19 protein-coding genes and 1 pseudogene are annotated in these 18,698 nt (G+C 71.3%); 9 read left to right on the forward strand and 11 right to left on the reverse strand.

The window, feature by feature from the left end; genetic code table 11:
• Positions 1–18: 18 nt before the first annotated feature.
• Positions 19–549 (forward strand): DUF488 domain-containing protein, encoded by a 531-nt coding sequence (locus tag ACZ41I_RS09570; protein WP_468321771.1) that lies wholly within the window; start codon positions 19–21, stop codon positions 547–549.
• A 138-nt stretch (positions 550–687) separates the two neighbouring features.
• On the opposite strand, the gene ACZ41I_RS09575 is transcribed toward ACZ41I_RS09570, so the two are convergent.
• Positions 688–1,470, reverse strand: a complete 783-nt coding sequence (locus ACZ41I_RS09575) for a hypothetical protein (protein WP_468513703.1) — start codon at positions 1,468–1,470, stop codon at positions 688–690.
• On the opposite strand from ACZ41I_RS09575, the gene ACZ41I_RS09580 reads away from it, so the two are divergent.
• The 4 genes from ACZ41I_RS09580 to ACZ41I_RS09595 all read left to right on the forward strand — a co-directional run bounded on the left by ACZ41I_RS09580 (position 1,469) and on the right by ACZ41I_RS09595 (position 6,557).
• Positions 1,469–3,250: a glycoside hydrolase family 15 protein gene (locus tag ACZ41I_RS09580; protein ID WP_468513704.1), complete on the forward strand. Its 1,782-nt coding sequence runs from the start codon at positions 1,469–1,471 to the stop codon at positions 3,248–3,250. The two genes, ACZ41I_RS09575 and ACZ41I_RS09580, sit on opposite strands and share 2 nt — an antisense overlap.
• Positions 3,251–3,377: 127 nt before the next feature.
• The gene (locus ACZ41I_RS09585) at positions 3,378–3,593 is read left to right on the forward strand and encodes a DUF4177 domain-containing protein (protein WP_031168938.1); all 216 of its coding nucleotides are present in this window, start codon (positions 3,378–3,380) and stop codon (positions 3,591–3,593) included.
• Between the two features lie 170 nt (positions 3,594–3,763).
• The gene (locus ACZ41I_RS09590; RefSeq protein WP_468513705.1) at positions 3,764–6,286 is read left to right on the forward strand and encodes a SpoIIE family protein phosphatase; all 2,523 of its coding nucleotides are present in this window, start codon (positions 3,764–3,766) and stop codon (positions 6,284–6,286) included.
• A gap of 115 nt (positions 6,287–6,401) precedes the next feature.
• Positions 6,402–6,557, forward strand: a complete 156-nt coding sequence (locus ACZ41I_RS09595; RefSeq protein WP_363220280.1) for a DUF6131 family protein — start codon at positions 6,402–6,404, stop codon at positions 6,555–6,557.
• Positions 6,558–6,773: 216 nt separating this feature from the next.
• Here ACZ41I_RS09595 and ACZ41I_RS09600 read toward each other — a convergent pair whose 3' ends face one another.
• Positions 6,774–7,055 (reverse strand): hypothetical protein, encoded by a 282-nt coding sequence (locus ACZ41I_RS09600; RefSeq protein WP_363220279.1) that lies wholly within the window; start codon positions 7,053–7,055, stop codon positions 6,774–6,776.
• A 77-nt stretch (positions 7,056–7,132) separates the two neighbouring features.
• Complete coding sequence (locus ACZ41I_RS09605; protein ID WP_468513706.1) at positions 7,133–7,603, reverse strand: HIT family protein; 471 nt, start codon at positions 7,601–7,603, stop codon at positions 7,133–7,135.
• A gap of 123 nt (positions 7,604–7,726) precedes the next feature.
• Between ACZ41I_RS09605 and ACZ41I_RS09610 the strand changes: the two genes are divergently transcribed.
• Positions 7,727–8,134 (forward strand): YrdB family protein, encoded by a 408-nt coding sequence (locus tag ACZ41I_RS09610; RefSeq protein WP_468321783.1) that lies wholly within the window; start codon positions 7,727–7,729, stop codon positions 8,132–8,134.
• A gap of 45 nt (positions 8,135–8,179) precedes the next feature.
• Here ACZ41I_RS09610 and ACZ41I_RS09615 read toward each other — a convergent pair whose 3' ends face one another.
• From ACZ41I_RS09615 to ACZ41I_RS09640, 6 genes and pseudogenes are all read right to left on the reverse strand, one after another.
• Positions 8,180–12,640 carry a caspase, EACC1-associated type gene (locus tag ACZ41I_RS09615; RefSeq protein WP_468513870.1) on the reverse strand — a complete coding sequence of 1,487 codons (4,461 nt, stop codon included), beginning with the start codon at positions 12,638–12,640 and terminating at the stop codon, positions 8,180–8,182.
• A gap of 12 nt (positions 12,641–12,652) precedes the next feature.
• Positions 12,653–13,051, reverse strand: coding sequence for an effector-associated constant component EACC1 (locus ACZ41I_RS09620; protein WP_363221163.1), 399 nt, complete (start codon positions 13,049–13,051; stop codon positions 12,653–12,655).
• Positions 13,052–13,232: 181 nt separating this feature from the next.
• Entirely contained in the window at positions 13,233–13,445 is a 213-nt protein-coding gene (locus tag ACZ41I_RS09625) for an O-methyltransferase (RefSeq protein WP_399769848.1), read from the reverse strand.
• A 70-nt stretch (positions 13,446–13,515) separates the two neighbouring features.
• Positions 13,516–13,692 (reverse strand): annotated as a pseudogene (locus tag ACZ41I_RS09630) (DUF2218 domain-containing protein); the annotation flags it as partial.
• Positions 13,693–13,947: 255 nt separating this feature from the next.
• Positions 13,948–14,700, reverse strand: coding sequence for a hypothetical protein (locus ACZ41I_RS09635; protein WP_468321792.1), 753 nt, complete (start codon positions 14,698–14,700; stop codon positions 13,948–13,950).
• Between the two features lie 85 nt (positions 14,701–14,785).
• Entirely contained in the window at positions 14,786–15,196 is a 411-nt protein-coding gene (locus ACZ41I_RS09640) for a nuclear transport factor 2 family protein (RefSeq protein WP_468513707.1), read from the reverse strand.
• Between the two features lie 131 nt (positions 15,197–15,327).
• Here ACZ41I_RS09640 and ACZ41I_RS09645 point away from each other — a divergent pair, with 131 nt between their 5' ends.
• The 3 genes from ACZ41I_RS09645 to ACZ41I_RS09655 all read left to right on the forward strand — a co-directional run bounded on the left by ACZ41I_RS09645 (position 15,328) and on the right by ACZ41I_RS09655 (position 16,675).
• Positions 15,328–15,972: a TetR/AcrR family transcriptional regulator gene (locus ACZ41I_RS09645; RefSeq protein ID WP_399769403.1), complete on the forward strand. Its 645-nt coding sequence runs from the start codon at positions 15,328–15,330 to the stop codon at positions 15,970–15,972.
• Between the two features lie 148 nt (positions 15,973–16,120).
• Complete coding sequence (locus tag ACZ41I_RS09650) at positions 16,121–16,363, forward strand: hypothetical protein (RefSeq protein ID WP_363220886.1); 243 nt, start codon at positions 16,121–16,123, stop codon at positions 16,361–16,363.
• Positions 16,364–16,459: 96 nt separating this feature from the next.
• The gene (locus ACZ41I_RS09655; protein ID WP_363220885.1) at positions 16,460–16,675 is read left to right on the forward strand and encodes a hypothetical protein; all 216 of its coding nucleotides are present in this window, start codon (positions 16,460–16,462) and stop codon (positions 16,673–16,675) included.
• A 146-nt stretch (positions 16,676–16,821) separates the two neighbouring features.
• Here the strand turns inward: ACZ41I_RS09655 and ACZ41I_RS09660 are convergent, their stop codons facing one another.
• Together ACZ41I_RS09660 and ACZ41I_RS09665 are read right to left on the reverse strand one after the other, a co-directional pair.
• Positions 16,822–17,433: a TetR/AcrR family transcriptional regulator gene (locus tag ACZ41I_RS09660; RefSeq protein WP_399769405.1), complete on the reverse strand. Its 612-nt coding sequence runs from the start codon at positions 17,431–17,433 to the stop codon at positions 16,822–16,824.
• An 81-nt stretch (positions 17,434–17,514) separates the two neighbouring features.
• The gene (locus tag ACZ41I_RS09665) at positions 17,515–18,687 is read right to left on the reverse strand and encodes an acyl-CoA dehydrogenase family protein (protein WP_468513708.1); all 1,173 of its coding nucleotides are present in this window, start codon (positions 18,685–18,687) and stop codon (positions 17,515–17,517) included.
• Positions 18,688–18,698: the final 11 nt, after the last annotated feature.

The raw sequence follows: 18,698 nt of genomic DNA on the forward strand, positions 1-18,698 counted from the left end.
AATGGACACTCTGGCCCCATGGACGGGGCCCTGCTCACTTTTGGGCACAGCACCGCCGATCGCGAGCGGATCGTCTCCTTGCTGCGCCAGGCCGGTGTGGCGGCCGTCGTGGACGTGCGCACCGCCCCGGGGAGCCGCCGCTACCCGCACTTCTTCCGGCAGCAGCTGGCCGAGTGGCTGCCGCAGCACGGGATCGCGTACCGGTGGGAGCCGGACCTCGGCGGGTTCCGCAGAGCCCCTCCGGACAGTCCCGACACCGTCTGGCGCAACGCCTCGTTCCGCGGCTACGCGGCCCACACCCGCTCCGACGCGTTCGTCACCGCGATGGACGAGCTGCTGCTCCAGGCCACCGACGTCCGCACCGCCGTCATGTGCAGGGAAGCGGTCTGGTGGCGCTGCCACCGACGCCTCATCGCAGATTTCGCGGTCCTCGCGCGCGGTGTACCGGCCTACCACCTCATGCACGACGGCCGCCTCAGCGCGCACACCGTGACGCCCGGCGCGCGTGTGCGCGAGGACGGGCTTCTCGTCTACGACGGCGCCTCGTAGCCGGCTGAGGCATCGTGTGCTGCGAGCGCTGTATGCGCGTGCCGTCCGGATGCGGGACGCGGCATCGGGACCGGGGACGGGAACGATCGCAGGGGTGGCGTCAGCGCCTGCGCCGACGGCCGAGGGCGAGGAGCCCGGTCAGCACCGCGGCTGCCGCACCCGCGGCCCCTTCCTGCCCTTGAGCGCGGCTCCCGTCACCTCCAGATCCCACGCGTTGTGCACGGGCACACCCAGCAGGCCGTACGACATGCCCCCGGTCCGGCGGGCGGTCGGCGGCACGCCTCCGGTGCGCTGCGCGAGGGTCAGTTCCCCACCGCGGCCCCGGTGGATGTCCCGCCACTCGCCGCCCGACCAGTCCATGCCGGTCGCGGCCCGCACGGCCACGTCCTCCCGGAGCGCCCGCTTGCCCACCTTCAGGGCGACGGGCGCCAGGTCGACGGACCGGCCCGGCGCGACCTGCATGTCGATCAGGCACAGCGCTCTGTGGTGCGTCTCGACCGTGCGGGGCTGCACCTCGGTGCCGTAGTGGCAGTTGCTGTACTCGGTCGTGAACGAGAGCCCTTCGGACACCTCGACGGACACCGGCACCTGCCGCAGCACCCGTTCACCGTGGTAGGTGAAACCGGCCCGCACCTCGACCGTCGAGCCGACGTTCAGGACCTCGCCCGGGTCGCGGTCCAGGCGGTCGAGCGTCAGCCGGTCCGCGCCCCCCACACTCCCGGCCTGGAGCAGGCGGTCACTCGCTGCGGGCAGCAGCCCGAGATCCGCCTGCCCGGGCCCGCGCGTCACCGGCACACCCGGGAGCAGCGCTCCAGCAGACACGTTCGGCCGGCTCAGGGTCGTACCGGGTTTGGTCTGCTCGGCCTCCGCCGGCCCAGTGGGCGTTTCCCGGCGGGGCGGCCGGGAAATCTGCAGTGCCATGGGTGACACAGCGGACAAGGCGGCACAGGTGCCGAACGACGTCTGCCCTCCGTGGGTGCTGCGGGCCTACGCCGTCCTCGCCGACGGCGAACGCGGCGCCGTGGTGGACCCGAAGGGCCGGATCGTGTGGCTGTGCGCTCCTCGCTGGCACAGTGACGCGGTGTTCTCCGCCCTCATCGGAGGCGGCGGGTACTTCGGCGTCGAACCGGAGGACCACTGGCACGTATGGGGTGGTTACTACGAGGACGGCACGCTGATCCGGGTCAGCCGGTGGGTGACCGCCGACTCTGTGATCGAGTGCCGCGACGCGCTGGCGATGCCGGCCTCCGTGGACCGTCTTGTGCTGCTGCGCCGGATACGTGTCGAAGAGGGTGAGGCACGCCTACGGCTGACCCTCGACCCGCGTCCGGGTTTCGGCCAGGGCGGGATGCGCGGCCCTCGCCTGGAGGGCGATGTGTGGACCGCGTACACCGACGGTCTGCGGCTGCGGCTCCACGGAGCGCGGCGGGCCGCGTGGGACGCCCGGTCCGTCCTGCGCGGTGAGTTCCGCCTGCGCAAGGGCGAGGAGCACGATCTGGTCCTGGAGTTGTCGGAGAAGGAGAGCACCGCCCGGCTGGATCCGGAGCGGCTGTGGGCGCGGACGGAGGAGGCGTGGCGGCAGGCCGTGCCCGACTGCTCCGGCCTGGCAGCCCCGCGTGACGCCCGGCACGCCTACGCCGTTCTGCGCGGCCTGACGAGTTCGTCCGGCGGCATGGTCGCGGCCGTCACCACGTCGTTGCCGGAGCGCGCGAACACCGGCCGCAGCTACGACTACCGCTACGCCTGGCTGCGCGACCAGAGCTACGCCGGCCTCGCGGTCGCCGCGCACGGGCCGCACGACCTGCTCGACACCGCGGTGCGTTTCACTGCCGAACGCGTTCTCGCCGACGGTGAGGGCCTGCACCCGGCATACACCGTCGACGGCGGCCCCGTACCCGAAGAACGAGGGCTTCCGCTGCCCGGCTACCCGGGAGGCCAGGACCGGATCGGGAACCGAGCGGCCGATCAGTTCCAGCTCGACGCGTTCGGTGAGGTGCTCCAGCTGTTCGCCGCCGCCGCTCACCACGATCGGCTCACGCCCGAGGCCGAGCAGGCGGTCACGGTCGCGGTCCGGGCGGTGGAACACAACTGGCAGCGGCCCGACGCAGGGTTGTGGGAACTCGACGAGCGGTGGTGGACCCAGTCCCGGCTGAGCGTGGTGTGCGGTCTGCGACGCGTGGCCGAGGCGCTGCCGGGGCGGACGGGACAGCGGTGCGCCGACCTCGCCCAGGCGGTCTACGCGGAGACCCGGCGCCGCTGTCTGCGCGAAGACGGCCGGTGGCGGCGGGCCGCCGACGACGACGGACCGGAAGCCGCTCTTCTGACGCCTCTGGCCCGCGGCTTCCCGTCCGCCGACGACCCGAGCAACTCCGTCACCCGCCGCTTCATCGAGGACCAGCTGAGCGACGACGGGTACCTCTATCGCTTCGTCCACCAGGGGATCCCGCTGGGTGAGGCCGAAGGGGCCTTCCTGCTGTGCGGGTTCACCATGGCGCTGGCCACCGACCACCTCGGTGACCGCGCCGGCGCGCTGCGCTGGTTCGAACGGACCCGGGCGGCCTGCGGGCCGTCGGGGCTGTTCGCCGAGGAGTACGACGTGCGCCAGCGCCAGCTGCGCGGCAATCTGCCCCAGGCCTTCGTCCACGCCCTCCTGCTGGAGTGCGCCGTCCGCCTCAACGACGCCTCGACGCTTCCCCCCTGAGACAGGGACCCCGCGCGGGCCTCCCACCCGACGGACGCCTCCTGCCTTCTGCCGTGCGGCCCGTTGATGATTAGCTTGCCCCGGCCATGACACCACCACCCGGCCCGGGTTCAGGAGGACTCCGCACATGAGCAGCGGCTACACGTACGAGTACAAGGTCGTCACCTTCCGGGAGTCGCTGATCGGCGACGCGCTGGACAGCGACAAGCTGGAGAAGGTCCTGAACAAGCACGCCGAGGACGGCTGGGGCCTCAAGGCCATCACCTCCGCCGACGTCAAGGGCCGTATAGGGCCCGGAGCCGTGGAGGGGCTGCTGCTGACCTTCGAGCGCCCGCGCGGGTAACGCTCACGGCGCCGGCGGGGCACGGACCGAGTGTCCACGCCGGCGCGCCGCCGGGTGATGCCCCGCGGACCGCGGACCGTGCACAGGCCCGGGTGGTCGGCGCGAAGACACACCCGGGTCCATGTGAGACCGTGGTGTGAGAAAACACGCTTGCGGATGCGGCCGCCACCATGGGTCTGAAGGATCTGGACAACAAGCACCAGGACGATCCGTTCGGCATCACCTCTGCCGCCGTCGCCCTCGTGGACGGACACGGCCTGATCCGGTACTGGAGTCAGCGGGCGGAGGACCTCCTCGGCTATCCGGCGCCCAGCGTGCTGGGGCAGCCGGCGACCTCCGTCCTCATGAGCGAGGACTCGCCGACGTCCGCGCTGTCCACGGCGCAGCGGGTCGGCGAGGGCTGGGAGGGCCTGATCACCGTGCGCCACCGTGCGGGCCACCCGGTCGAGCTGGCCCTGCGGGCGTGTCCGCTGAGCGCGGAGCAGGGCTCCGCCTGGCTCGCCGTGGCCTGTGAGGTCTCCGACTCGCGCCGGTGGGAACTCGATCAGGCAGTGGTACGCGGCCTGCTGGAGGAGTCACCGATCGGCATCGCCGTCCTCGACAGTGAGCTGCGCTTCCAGTGGGTGAACCAGGCACTGGTCGCCATGGAGGGCCTGCCGGCCCAGCCCGGGGCCGACCGCACTCCCGCGCCTCCCGGACCGGGACAGGTGCCGTCGGACCCGCTGCCTTCCGGAACCGGACAGGTGCCGGCCGAACCGGGACAGGTGCCGGCCGGACCGGGACAGGTGCCGTCGGCCGTGGACTGGCAGGCGCGCCAGGCGCTGATCTCGGGCCGGGTGACGCCCGCTGTCGAGCATGTGCCACCCCCGCACGGGAGGTCCCGCCGGAACGCGCAGGGTCACCTCAGGCTCCGCTCGTCGTTCCCGCTGCGGGACGTCGGCGGCCGGACGCTCGGGGTGTGTCACACCGCCGTCGACTTCACCGCGCAGGACCGGGCACGTGAGCGGCTCGCCCTGGTCAACGAGGCGGCACAGCGGATCGGCACCACCCTGGACCTCGACCGCACGGTGCAGGAACTGGCCGAGGTGCTCGTACCGCAGCTCGCAGAATTCGTGGCGATCGACCTCTTCCGGAGCGTCCTCGCGGCCAGGGAACTCACTCCTGGACCGGTCGCCGGCGACACGCTGCAGCGGGCGGTGCACCGGTCGATCCGCGAGGACATTCCGGAGGCGATCGTTCCCATCGGGGAGCCCACCGGGTACCCGGCCATCTCCCCGCAGCGACGGTGCCTGACCACGGGCCGGCCGATCCTCGATCCGGTACTGGAACCGACGACATGGTGGCTGGCCGGTGATCAGGAGCGCATGGCCAAGATCGTCTCCCTGGGTGTGCACACACACCTGGTGGTGCCGCTCCGGGCCCGGGGCGTGACCATGGGGGTGGTCACGCTGCTGCGCTGGGAGAACCCCAACCCGTTCGACGAGGACGATCTGCTGCTCGTGGAGGAGCTGGTGGCTCGGGCCGCGGTGTGCGTGGACAACGCCCGGCGTTTCGTCCGCGAGCATCACGCGGCTCTCGCTCTCCAGACCAGTCTCCTTCCGCCCGATCTGCCCGAGCACTGTGCCGTCGACGTCGCCTACCGCTATCTGCCCACCGACGCCGAGGCCGGCGTCGGCGGCGACTGGTTCGACGTCATCCCGCTGTCCGGCGCCCGCGTCGCCCTGGTCGTCGGGGACGTCGTCGGCCACGGCATCCACGCGGCGGCCAGCATGGGCAGGCTGCGTGCGGCCGTACAGACACTCGCCGACCTGGACCTGCCCCCCGACGAGCTGCTCGCCCGCCTCGACGACCTCGTCCTGCGCCTGGCGGACGAGGCGGAGGCGGCCACGGACGGACCGGTGGTGATCGGCGCGACCTGCGTCTACGCGGTCTACGACCCCATCTCGCGGAAACTCAGCGTGGCGCGGGCCGGGCACCCCACGCCCGCCATCGCCCACCTCAGCGAACCGGTGGAGCTGCCCGACATCCCCGCCGGCCCCCCGCTGGGGCTGGGCGGTCTGCCCTTCGAGTCGGCCGAGATCGAACTGGAGGAGGGCAGCGTCGTCGCCCTCTACACGGACGGCCTGATCGAGGCCTCGGACCGCGATGTCGATGTCGGCTTCGAGCGGCTGTGCTTCGCCCTGGCCCACCCCGACCGGCCGCTGGAGGAGATCTGCGACACGATGGTCCGCATTCTGCTGCCGGGTCATCCGCACGACGACGTCGCCTTCCTCGTCGCCCGGACGCGCGCCCTGGCCCCCGACCGCGTGGCCTCCTGGGAAGTGCCCGCCGATCCCCGGGCGGTGCACGAGGCCCGCGACAACGCCGCCCGTCAGTTGGCCGCTTGGGGGCTGGAGGACATCGCTTTCACCACCGAGCTGATCGTGAGCGAACTCATCACCAACGCCATCAGGCACGCCTGCGGTCCGATCGGTCTGCGTCTGATCCACGAACGGGCTCTCATCTGTGAGGTGTCGGACGCCAGCAACACCTCTCCGCACCTGCGCCGTGCCCGCAGCACCGACGAGGGAGGGCGCGGTCTCTTCCTGGTCGCGCAGGTCGCCCAGCGCTGGGGCACGCGGTACACCGCCACGGGCAAGACCATCTGGGCGGAGCAGCAGCTGTCGAGCGACGCGTCCTGGCGACTTCCCTGAGCGGACCGATCACACCGGTACGGGGCTTCCGTAGATTTTCGGCCTGCGGGTGATGACATCGTCCGCTTCGGGGCACTCGGAGGGACAGGAGCGATTCATCAACAGGAGGCGCGTCATGATCGCCCTCGGTATCATCCTGCTCGTCGTCGGTTTCATCACAGGTCTGTCCATCCTGTGGACCATCGGGATCATCCTCGTGGTCATCGGCGCGATCTTCTGGATCCTTGGCTCGATGGGGCACGCGGTCGCCGGCCGACGGCACTACTGGTAGGCGTCACTACTGCTAGGCGTCCAGCCCCTTCCCGGCTGCCGGGGCAGAACCTCCTCGGTTCGCGTCAGCCGGCCGGCCTGGCCGCGGGCGCGGGCCGGCCCCGGCGGCCTCCGGGGCGCAGACCCCGCGGCCCTGCCTGCGAGGAACCTCGCGGGCGGGGCCGTGTCCAGCTGACGAACAGGCGACGCAGTCGGTCGGCGGGTGCAGGCGGTGCGGTCACTCCTGACCGGAGAAGGAGCCGGGCTCTTCGGACCGGGTGCGGACGCGGTCGGGGTGCTCGTGGTTGTTGCAGGCGTCCTGCATCGAGTCGCCGGCCAACGGAGCGGCGAAGCGGACGAGCCCGGCCGCCTGCCTGCAGAGGTTGTCGCCGGTGAACGGCCGGCCGGCGATGTTGATGCGGCCGTGGTCGGGGCGGTTGCCGTCCTCGTCGGCGTGGGCCGGGGTGGCGAGGGAGAAACCGGCCACGGTGAGCGCGGCGAGCGCGGTGATCTTCTTCATAGCCTGGTCAACGACCCCCGCAGCCCCATGTCACGCCGGTGCTTCTCGTTCCATCGGGTGATCCCGAAGCGCACGGCTCAATTCGTACGGTTCAATTCGCTGGTGATCGTCTCCCGCAGCACATCGTGCTGCGGACCGAGCCCGAACCGCTCGTCCCGCCACCGGTCAGGCGGATACAGCCATACGGGCTTGCCCACCAACTCGGGCGACTCCCACTCGTACCGCGGCCACACATGCGCATGCAGGAACGGGTCCGTGTTCCCCAGGATCTCCAGGTTGACCCGGCGGAATGCGGGGTCCAGGCGCCGGCAGGCCCGCTCGACCGCCTCTCCGAGCTGGTCCATGCCCGACAGAAACGCCAGCCGCTTGGCCTTCGGCAGGTCGGAGAGCCGTTGAACGCCCGGTTCGTCCACGAGCAGGACCGAGTAACCCGGCAGGAACTGAACGTCGCCGATCACCGCGAACCCCGCCTCGAGCCGCCGCAGCACCGTCGGGTTCTCGCCCCGCAGCGCAGCTCCGATGCGATCCGACCGCCAGTCTTCTTCCATGATCGAAATCTAGTGGAGGAGCGATCCCGGCCGTTTCCCGGGGCCGGTCCGCAGTTCCCCGAAAGGGCACTGCACACGTCGCCGCCCTGTCATGCTGGGGTCCCGGCGCATCGAGAGGACTCCATGTCACAAGGCCCTGACGCCATGGTCGTGATCGATGAGCGGCGGTGGTACGCCGCGAACGAACTCCTGGCGTTTCTGCTGGAGCTCGCTGCGCTGGCATGTCTGGGCTGGTGGGGATCGGCCGTCGGCGAGGGCGCTGCGCCTCGTCTCCTGCTCGGCCTCGGAACGCCCCTTGCGGCGATCGTGCTGTGGTCGTTGTTCGCGGCGCCGAAGGCCCGTTTGCGGCCACGGCTGCCCCTCGTACTCGCCGTCAAGACGGTGGTGCTGGGCGGCGGGGCAGCGGCCTTGTACGGGGTCGGGCATCCTGTTGCCGCCGTAGCCATGGCAGTCGTCGTGGTCGCCAACACAGCGCTGGCCGAGATCTTTCGCCGCAGGCCGCCCACCTCGCCCACTGACGCCGGTCGGTGAACCGGCGGCGGTGGACGGGGTGCACGCGCGGTGGAGGTGTCACCGTCAGCAGGTGCGCTCGTACTCGAGATCGGGGAGGTAGTGGGACCATTGCCCGGCGGCCAGCCCGTGACCTGCCCGGGCGCAGGCGATGTCGCGGGCATGGGTGCGCGCGTTGTTGAGCTTTGTCAGGCTGTTCAGGTTGACGGTGCCGTCCGCGGAAGCGGTCAGCAGCATGGTGTTGTCGGCGCTGATCGCCACGGACGTGACCGAGTCGGTGTGGTTGCTGCCGACCACGCCGAGGTCGTAGGGGTGAACGGGATCGGTGACGTCCCAGAGGATCGCTGTCCGGTCGGCGCTGCCCGACACCAGTGTGTGGCCGTCAGGGCCGAAGGCCAGTCCGAGGACCCAGCTGCTGTGCTGGACGAGCGGCGGACCGAGGTGCTGGGGCTTGGCCGGGTCGGTGGTGTCCCACAGGATGATGCTGGAGTCCAGGCTGCCGGTGGCCAGTGTGTGTCCGTCGGGGCTGAAGGCCACGGAGGAGACCCAGTTGGTGTGGCCGGCCAGTGGCGTGCCCAGGGGATGCGGCCGGGCCAGGTCGTCGATGTTCCACAGTCTGGCCGTGCCGTCCCAGCTTCCGGTGGCCAGGGTGTGTCCGTCGGGGCTGAAGGCCACCGCGTCCACACCCGCACGGTGCCCCGTGATCGGCCGGCCGATGGGCCGGGGACGGGAGGGGTCCGCAGTGTCCCAGAGCGTGATCGCGCCGTCCCCGCCCACGGTGGCGAGGGTATGGCCGACCGGACTGAAGGCCAGCCCGTCGACTCCGCCCTTGTTGGCGGTGAACTGTGTGATCTTGCGGAGATGGTGGAGGTCGCCGGCATCCCAGAGGATCACGGTGTGGTCCAGGCTGCCGCTGGCCAGTATGCGTCCGTCGGGACTGAAGGCCACCCCGAACACAGTGCCCGCGTGACGCACGGTCTTGCGTGTCACTCCGCTGGGATGCTTCGGATCGGCCAGGTCCCACAACGTCACCTTGCCGTCCACTCCGCCCGTCGCCGCCGCGTGGCCGTCCGGGCGCAGCGCCATCGTCTGCACCCCACCGATGCCTCCGATGCGGGCGGAGAGCGGAACGGTTCCGCTGGCGCTCTTGCCCTGCCACAGGATCACCGTGTTGTCGGCGCTCCCGGTGGCGAGCAGGCCGGCGTGCGGTGCGAACGCCACCGCGCCGGTCCAGTTGGACGCCCCGGCGATGGAAATGTTGACCATGCGGGGGGCAGTTGGCCGCGAGGTGTTCCACACGGTCGTGTAATGGTCGGCCAGTGCCACGTCGATCTCATGCCGGAACACCTGCAAGGCCTTCACCGGGGCATCTCCGGCGGGGATCTGGCTCACCCAGGCGGGATGGTCCGGATCGCCGGCGTTCCAGAGGTCGACCTTGCCGTCTCCGCCGCCGATGACGAGCGTACGGCCGTCGGGGGCGAAGCCGAGAGCGGACACCCCGTACGCGTGGCTGATCGGGTTCTTGAGCCGCCGGGGATGAGCGCGATCGGTGACGTCCCACAGCACCACGGTGCCATTGAAGCCGCCGGTCACGAGCAGGTGCCCGTCGGGCCTGAACGCCAGGGCCGACACGTCCGTGTTCTGGACTGTCAGGAGCTGTCCGAGCGGGTGGGTGCGGCCGGGGTCGCTGGTGTCCCACAGCCAGACCTTGCCGTCCGGTGCGCCGGCCGCCAGCATGCGTCCGTCCGGTGCGTAGGCCAGCGTGTGGACGTTGGCCGGGCCGGTCAACGGCTCGCCGAGACGGCGTGGTCGTCGCGGAGAGCTCACATCCCACATCTGCACGGTGAGTCCGGCGCGGTCGCTGCCGCCGGCCGCGAGGTAACGCCCGTCCGGGCTGAACGCCACGGTGTACACGCCGAAGCTGGGGCCCTGCAGCCGGCCGAGCCTCCTGACGTTCTGCGGGGAGCTGGTGTCCCACAGGACGACGGTGCCGTCCTGGCTCGCGGTGGCAAGGGTCCGCCCGCCGGGCGTGAACGCCACACCGGCCACCGCGCCGGAGTGGGCCGCGAGGGTGCTGGCGTAGGGCGTGAACAGGCTGCTGAGGAGGTTCGCGGTGGTCGCGGGGGTGTGGTCCAGGCGGTCGGCCGCGATGCCGAGTTGCAGGGCCAGTCTGGGATCGTTGGCCCGGGCGGAGTCCGCGTCGCGCACCAGCGCCTCCGCGATCGCCGAGCGCTGTTGTCTCTGTGCGTCTTTACGGCCCTGCACGGCGAAGCCGGTCGCGATCAGGGATGCCACCACCAGGAGGATCAGTGTGACGGCTGTTCCCGTCCGTATGCGGCGGCGCCGCCGGTCGGCTCGTACGCTGGCGGCGAAGAACTCGGCCGCGAGCTCGCCCAGTTGGCCGTCGCGCCCACCGTGCCGGCCGGTGTCGCCGAACTGGTCGCGGACGAGTTCCAGTTGGCTGCCACGGTAGAGAGCGCTCGGGTCGCGTCCGTCTCTCTCCCAGGACTCGGCCGCGTCGAGGAGCTTCTGCTGGACCAGCAGACCGGCGCGGCTGGCGTCGATCCAGCCACGCAGCCGGTCCCAGGCGCGCAACAGCGCCTCGTGGGCGATCTGGGCGCTGTCGCCGTCGACGGTGATCAGGCGCGCGCCGGCCAGCGCGTCGCGGGCGGCGGCGATGGCGGCGGCTTCGTCCGGCGGCCGTTGGGCCAGCAGGTCGGTGAGATCGAGCCGCCGACGGGTGTCCTCGGTGCTCTCGCTGATCCGGACCATACGGAGCAGCATCAGCTTGGCGGCCCGCTGGGCGTCCGGCGTCAGGCTGTCGTAGGTGCGGTCGGCCTGTTGGGTGATCGCGTCCCAGATGCCGCCGGTCGCGCCGTACCCGGCGAGGGTCAGGGTGCGGCCCTCGCGGCGGCCCCAGGTCAGCCAGAGCGCGTAGGCCAGCAGCGGGAGGGTGCCGCCGGCGAACTCGCGGTCGGCCCGCAGATCGCGCAACAGCGTGCTGGCCAGGCCGCTTTCGAGCTCAAGCCCGGCCAGTTCGGCGGGCTTCTCGATCGCCTCGCGCAGCTGCTCCGGCGTCATGGGTTCGACCGGGAACTGGCGGTGCTTGAGCACGTCGGCCAACTCGGGGTGCGCCAGACAGGAGGCGTAGAAGTCCGCGCGGATGCCGAGCACGACCAGGGCAGGTGCGCCGACGGCGGCGGCCTCGTCGCCCGTCGCTGCCGAGCAGATCGCGCTAATGAAGTCGCGCCGCTCCTGCTCGTCCTGGCAAGCGGTGAACACTTCCTCGAACTGGTCCACCACGAGCAGCAGTCGGCCGCCGGGCACGTCCTGGCCGCCGCTCCACCGGTGCAGGGCGCGGCGCATCAGGCCGGCCGAGCGGGTCGGGTCCGCACGCAGCTCGGCGATCAGCTCGGCTTTCGTGTGTCCGGTCGGGCGGGCCAGCTGACCGGCCAGGCTGTCCAGCGGGTGTTCGCCGGGGGTGAGGATGAACTGCGGCCAGGTACCGGCGCCGGGCAGCGGGAGTTCGCCGCGCTTGACGGCGGGCAGCAGGCCCGCGCGCAGCAGCGAGGACTTCCCCGCGCCGGACAGCCCCACCAGTGCGACCGGCCCGTCGTCCTGCGACCAGTCGGCGAGTTTCGTGAGCAACTCGGCGGTGGTCTGGGACCGGCCGAAGAAGAACCTGGCGTCGTCGGCGGTGAACGGATCGAGGCCCGGATACGGGCAGATCTGTTCGTCGGGCCGCTCGGGCGGTGCATGGGTGGCCGGCGGGGTGTGCCGGGGCGCGGCGGCCGGGTTGGCCGCCAGTACCAGGTCCCCGGCCCGGCCGCTGAGGTGCCGTTCCGGTGCGGGCAGGTGCCGAAGCGGCAGGACGCGGCGCAGGTGCCGGTAGGCGCCCTCGATGGTGAGTCCCGGCGGGCCGCCGGGGTCTCCCTCGCGCAGAAAGCGCAGCAGCTCGCCGGTGAATGCCGTGTACGGCTCGTCCGGCAGCGCCAGTGCCTGTTCGTCCCGCGAGGCGGAGGCCAGCACATAGCTGCCGCTGAGCGAGGCCAGCGCGAACGCGTCGGCCGCCGCCGTACCGAAGGACCCGTGTGCGCGTCCGGCGAAGCAGCAGTCCAGCACCACGATGATGGAGCGCGCCCGGCAGTTGCTGAACGCGTCGCGCACCGCCTGGTACGGCAGCGCCTTGAACGCCAGCCCCTCGGCCAGGTCGTCCGTCGCGGCCGTGGCCAGATAGAGCTCGTTGCCCGGGCTGACCAGTCCGTGGCCGACGTAGTAGAGGAGGAGGACGTCCTCGGCCTGTCTGGCGGCCGTGACGACGGCGTTGCCGAACTCGATCGGGTCCTTCGGATCGAGCAGCGGCGGGAGAAGGTTCTCGGGCCGCAGCCCGCAGGTGTCGACCAGGGTGCGGCCGAGCTCCCGGATGGTGGCTGACACCGCGGGCACGTCGGGGAGCCGGGGAGGTGGCGTCCGGTGCCGATGAGCAGAGCGCGCGATCCGGGCGAGCCGAGGCCGGTCGCCGGGGATGCGCCGTACGGCTCAGCCTGCGTCACCGGTTTCCCGATCGCCGGCGGGGTCGAGGGAGCGGGAGAGTTCGGCGGTGATCCGCTGTACTTCCGCTGCGTCCAGGCCGAGGACGTTGGTGGCGCTGAACTCCGCCGCTGTCCCGTCCGGCCGGACCACCTTGACCGAGACGTTGCCGGTACGCCGACGCAGCCAGGAGATCAGTACGCTCGCGGCGGCCGTCGCCACGCCTCCGGGGCCGAGCGCGACCGTCAGTGCCGCCACGAGCGAGCCCAGGGCACCCGGCGCCGGGGGAGGCAACTCCAGCCGCACCCGCCCGCGCAGTTCCTCCTCGGCGACCAGCCAGTCACGCAGTGACCGAAGCTCGTCGGCAGCCCGCTCACCGACGACCTCGACCACTAACCGCTCGTCCACGCGGACCTCCCGTCACTTCTGCTCCGTTGCGTGGTCATCCTGGCAGAGGGACCGGTGGTCAGTGGAGCGATTGGTGTGACTTGACGCGGACCTGCTCCCTCGAAGTCCCGTACCGGATGCGCGTCAAGCGCACCGGCGGGCCCGCGAGTTCGTGTGTCGTCGGGTTCGGTTGGCCGGGTTCTCAGCATCTGCGAGTCGCCGGCGCGGGCGCGGTGCGCAGGTCGATCCGGTCGGCGACGCCCGCTCGTGCCCGGTACGGCCGGCCGATCGCGGCCCGCTCCCCGCTGACGTCGCCGGCGAGCAACCGGCCGCCGGCGGCCGGGCCACGGGTGATGCAGAGGGTCGAGTATCCGGTGAAGACGCCGACCTCGACCGCGCAGCGGGCGTCCGTCAGGCGGGGTCAGCATCGTGAGCAGCGTGCCTTCGTCGGCGGATACCTGCATGTGCGCGGCGCCGGCGGCGGCTTACCGGACCGCCAACCGCACCAGGTGACGGGTGATCACGTCCTGGACCCGGCCCAGCGCCTCGGCGTCGACCGCGGTGGCGGTCGCCTCCAGCCGGTCCGGGGTGGCCGTGAGGCTGCAGGTCCGGCGGCAACCGTGATGGTGCCGCGGCCGTCCGGGCTCAGGGCGCAGGCGGCAGGGGCCGTGGCGAGAGGTACCGGACTCCTTGGGGGCTCTCCGGCAGGTGACGAAGCCCTCGTGCTGCGCGAGGCCGGGCCGGCGCGGCTGGCGGCGGTCCGCCCGGAGTTCCTGCGCCGTACGGGCTGCTGGTCAGCCTCTTTCGCGCCAATGTGCCCAGCCTGCCGCCGGACGACGAGCGTTGACGGTGGAGCTCCGGCACGACCAGCTGCAGTGTGCGGCGGTGATGGCCCACCGCCGCACACGAGGCGCGGTTCAGGTCAGCGGGAGTGCCTTGACGCCCGGCAGGACGGGAAGCAGGTCGTAGCCCTGGGTTCCGGCGGCGCAGGCAGGGGTTGTCTCGGCGGTCGAGGACACCTTCGTCCCGGTCGAGAAGGCCCCGCCTCCGCCGAGCACCGTCGTGAAGTGGTCGGTGTTCGCGGCCGAGTAGTACACGCACTGGTGCAGGTCGAGGAAGGTTCCGGTGGTCAGGTCCAGGGCCTTCACGTACGACAGGTTCGGGACGATGGCGTAGTTGCCGTCACCACTGCCGCAACTGACGTTGCCGCCCGGGGTGTTGGAGATGTTCGTGCCGGCCTGGAAGCGGCCGTCCCGGCTCGGTACCACCGTCGTGAAGTAGTTGACGGCAGATGCCGAGTAGTAGGTGCACTGATGCAGGTTCAGGTAGCGGCCGCCGCGCAGGTCCAGTGGCTTGACGCCCGACAGGAGAGCGATGAGGCCGAAGTTTCCGTCGCCGCTGCCGCAGGTGGGCGCGCTGTCCTGGGTGTCGGAGACATGCGTGCCGGCCAGGAAACGGTTGTCCTGGCTCGGCACGAAGGTCGTGAAGTGGTCGGCGGCCGAGGCCGAGTAGTACAGGCACTGCTGGAGGTTCAGATATCTGCCCGCGACTTGCCGGGCGTCCTCGGCGGGGGCGGCGGTGACCGCACCGGCGAGGCTCGGCACGAGTGCCAGCGCGATGGCGCTGACGGCGGCGAAGAGCCACCTTCCGACGCATAACGTGTGGCGCACTCTTGTCCCTTTTCTCTGTGGAGTGAAACGCGCTTCTCTGTGAAGTCGAACGCGAGGGAACAGGGTTGCTGCGGGAAACCGGGCGTCAGCCGGTCCGGGAGGGAGCCGTGAGCTGGGCGACGATCGACGCGCTGTCCAGCCAGACGTTCTCCCGCGAGATCCGGCCGTCCCGGAACTCGAAGACGTGCAGGATCCGGAAGGAGATCCGCCGGCCGTCGCCCGGGAGGCCCATGAAGGAGTTCGGGACCGTACCCGTCATCACGTTCTCGATGGTGATGGCGTCGTCCGCGTAGTACGTGCGGGTGCGCTCCTCCTTCTCCGCGCGGAATTCCTCGCACAGCCCGCGGTAGAACTCCAGCGCCGCCGGGATCCCGTGCTTCGGGCCGCCGGGGTCGCCCACGACGTCGTGCTCGATGTCCTCGGTGTACATCGCGACCGACCCTTCCGGGTCGGCGCGCTCCTCGGCGGCCATGTGCTGCCGGATCAGAGCTTCCATTGCCTCTGGTGTCGTGGAGCCCACGAGAGGCCCCCTCTCTTCTCGCGCCGCACGCCTGACGGCCCGCGGCCCCCGCGATGAGACAGTGCTACCGTAATGAGAGGCGATTCTCACGACAAGAGGATTCTCTCATGACTGACGGGGGCGCGCGAAGCACGGACGGCGCGGAGCGGCGGGGTGACGGCCGGCGGAAGCAGAAGCTGCGCACCCGGCGCGCGCTCATCGACGCCGCGGTCGCGCTGCTGCGGGAGGGCAGGGCGGTCACGATCGCGGAGGCCGCCGAGACGGCCCAGGTGTCCACGGCCACGGCGTATCGTTACTTCTCCAACCCCTCGGACCTGCTGCTGGAAGCCCGCACGCTCATGCGGGCGCCGGACGTGCTGGCCGATCTGCCGGACGAGCCGGCCGCGCGGGTCGATGCGGTCGTCTCCCGGATCGCGGATGTGCAACTCGGTGACGAGCTCATGTGGCGGGCGTTGCTGCGGGCGAGCCTGGACCGCTGGCAGCAGGTCGAGCAGGGCGAGCGTGCCGACGACCTGCCCTTCCGCAACCGCACCCGCCTGGATCTGACCCGCACCGCGCTGGAACCCCTCGCCGGCGTCCTCCCACCCGCCGAGCACCGTCGCCTGACCATGGCGGTCATGCTGGTCTACGGCGTGGAAGCGCTCATATCGACGCGTGACGCGTGCGGACTCGACACGGAGGAGGCGAAGGAGGTCATGCGCTGGGCGGCGGGAGCGCTCGTGGAGTCCGCACTGCGGCGTACGGGAGCGTAGGGGGACCACCGCACCCCGTACCGGCTCCCCCTCGGCCCCGCCTTCGGCTCCCCCTCGGGGTCCGCACGGAGACCGACGGCGGCTCTACCCGATCGGCCGGTAAGTCCGCCGGCCGATGCGGTGCTCCCACCGTTTAGGATCCGTGCCCGTGGCAGAGGTCCCCGATGAGTTGATCAAGCTGGAACGATCCGCCGAGGTAGAGCGCGCGAAGCTCGCGGGCCTGACCGGTGACGAGTACGACGCCCAGATGCGCCGCTGGCGCGAGGCGTCCGAGGCGGTACAGGCGGCCATCACCGCGCACGCCGCAGCCACCGAAGCCAGCCGGTTCGAGGTCGAGCAGGCCGTCAAGAAGGCCGTGCGGCATGCCCAGGAGGACCCGGCCGTCGAGTAGCGCCGGCTGTTCCCCGGCAGACTCGGGCGGCCACTGCCCGCATATTCGGCCATACTGGCCCAGAGTGGCACCCCTCCATGCGACAAGGAGCACGGTATGCCGACGGATCAGGTAGGACGATTCCTGGCAGCCCTCGACCCGAATCACCGGGAGGCGATCGGCGCCAAGCCGCGCCAGGAGCAGGAAAGGCTCGCGGCGGCCTGGGAACGGGAACTGGAATCGGATGACGAGCTCGACACGCTGGACGAGCTGTCCCCGCCGGCGGCAGAGGCCGAGGCGGCCCGTCGCGTCCTAGACCGCGGAGCCGGCTAGCGCACCGGAGACGCATAGGTGCTGATCTGCGGGAGCGCTCGGCGGAGTTGGCGATCTGGGCCGGCGCGGAGGCCGGGCCGCGGCGAACGAGCCGGCGCCGGCAGGACAAGAGGCGCCGAGCAGAAGAAACTCAGCCGCTACGGCGTTCACTCCACCGGCACCGCCTCCGGCAGGCCCAGCGCCGCGGCGACGTGGCGCCAGATGGAGGCGAGCGCGGTGTCCAGGGTGACCACCGGATCGCGCAGCATGAGGCGGATGCCGTAGCCGTCGCTCAGGGACAGCACGAGCGTGCAGAGTTCGTCCACGTCGGTCGGCTCGAACTCGCCGGAGGCGATGCCCCGCCGGACCGCATCGGCGACCCAGGTGTGCAGCTGGGCGTACAGGTCCACGGCATAGGCCCGGGTGGCCTCGTCGCGCAGGGCCCGGACCCACAGTTCCTGCCACAGTCGCCAGTCCTGGTGCAGTTCCGGGTCGGTCGGCAGCAGGTTGCGCAGGATGCGGGCCAGGACGACCGCCGCCGGGGCCGTCCCGGCGTCGCGTTCCACATCGGTGGCGGTGTTGGCGAAGGAGTGGGTCATCGCCTCGGTGAACAGCTTCTCGCGCGTGTCGAAGTGGTAGTGCAGCAGCGCCGTCGACACGCCGGCCCGTTCGGCGACCATGCGCATCCGGATCTTCTCGAAACCGATCTCGGCGATGGCCTCACACGCCGCGGTCAGGATGCGCTCACGCGTGTCTGCCGTGCGCACCTTGGTGGACACCCTGCGGCTCCCCTCGTTCGGTGGTCGTACGCCCCGACCATCTTCCCTCAGCTTTCCCCCACCGGGGCGTCGGCCGTGGTGTCAGGCGGTGGGCAGGTCCAGGACCCCGGAGCCGCGCTTGATGAGTTCGCCCGCGATGATCAGCCGCTGGATCTCCGAAGTGCCCTCCCAGATGCGGTCCACGCGCAGTTCCCGGTAGAGCCGCTCGACGGCATACGCACGGTCGTAGCCGCGGCCCCCGTGGATCTGCAGGCACCGGTCGACCACCCGGCCCGAGGCCTCGCTCGCCGCGAGCTTGGCGATGGCGGCCTTGGCGTGCAGCGTCTTGCGGTCGTCGGCCGAGGCGTGGTCGGCCTCCCAGGCGACCTGGTGGGTGTAGGCCCGGTTGACGGCGATGTCCACGGCGCAGTCCGCGAGCATGCCCTGGATCAGCTGGTACGAGGCGATCGGCGCCCCGAACTGCTCACGCTCCACCGCCCAGTCCCGGGCCAGTTCCACCGCGCGCTCGGCGGCACCGGTGGTACGGGCCGCGATCATCAGCCGTTCCTCGGTGAACCAGGAACGGGTGATGTCGTACCCCTCACCGATACCGCCGAGCACGGCGTCCTCGCCCACCTGTACGTCGGTGAAGGTGAACTCGGGGTGCTCGTAGACGAAGGTGTGCATGAAGCGCGGCACGCGGGTCATCTCGATGCCGGGGGTGTCCTTGTCCACGAGGAACAGCGTCGGGGCGCGGTCCGGACCCGCCGCGGCGAGCACGATCATGAAGTCGGCGTGGTCGCCGACGGTCACGAACCACTTCTCGCCGTCGAGCACCCAGCCCTGGTCGTTCTTCGTCGCCGTGGTGGCCAGGTTCTGCGGGTCCGAACCGGCGCCGGGCTCGGTGACGGCGTAGCAGTCGCGGCGCTCGCCCTTGATCACCGGGATGAGGAAGCGGTCCCGCTGCTCGGGCGTGCAGAACCGGAGCGCGTTGGCGGGCCGCCACACCGTGTCCCACAGGGCTCCGGTGAGCCGTCCCAGCTCCTCCTGCACGGTGACCTGCTCGGCGATGGTGAGGCCGGCGCCGCCCCATTCGGCCGGCATGTTGACCGCCTGCAGGCCGGATGCGAGCACCGCGCCGCGGATCTCGGCGTGGGCGTCGGCGGGCAGGCCGTTGTTCTCCTCGCACGGGATCTCGTAGGCGGCGATGACGTCGGTGAGGGCGCGGGCGGCGGCCTTGAGCTGTGCCTGGCGCGGGGTGAGACGGAAGTCCATGGAGGTCCTCG

This window comes from Streptomyces sp. NPDC030799 (genome assembly GCF_055572255.1).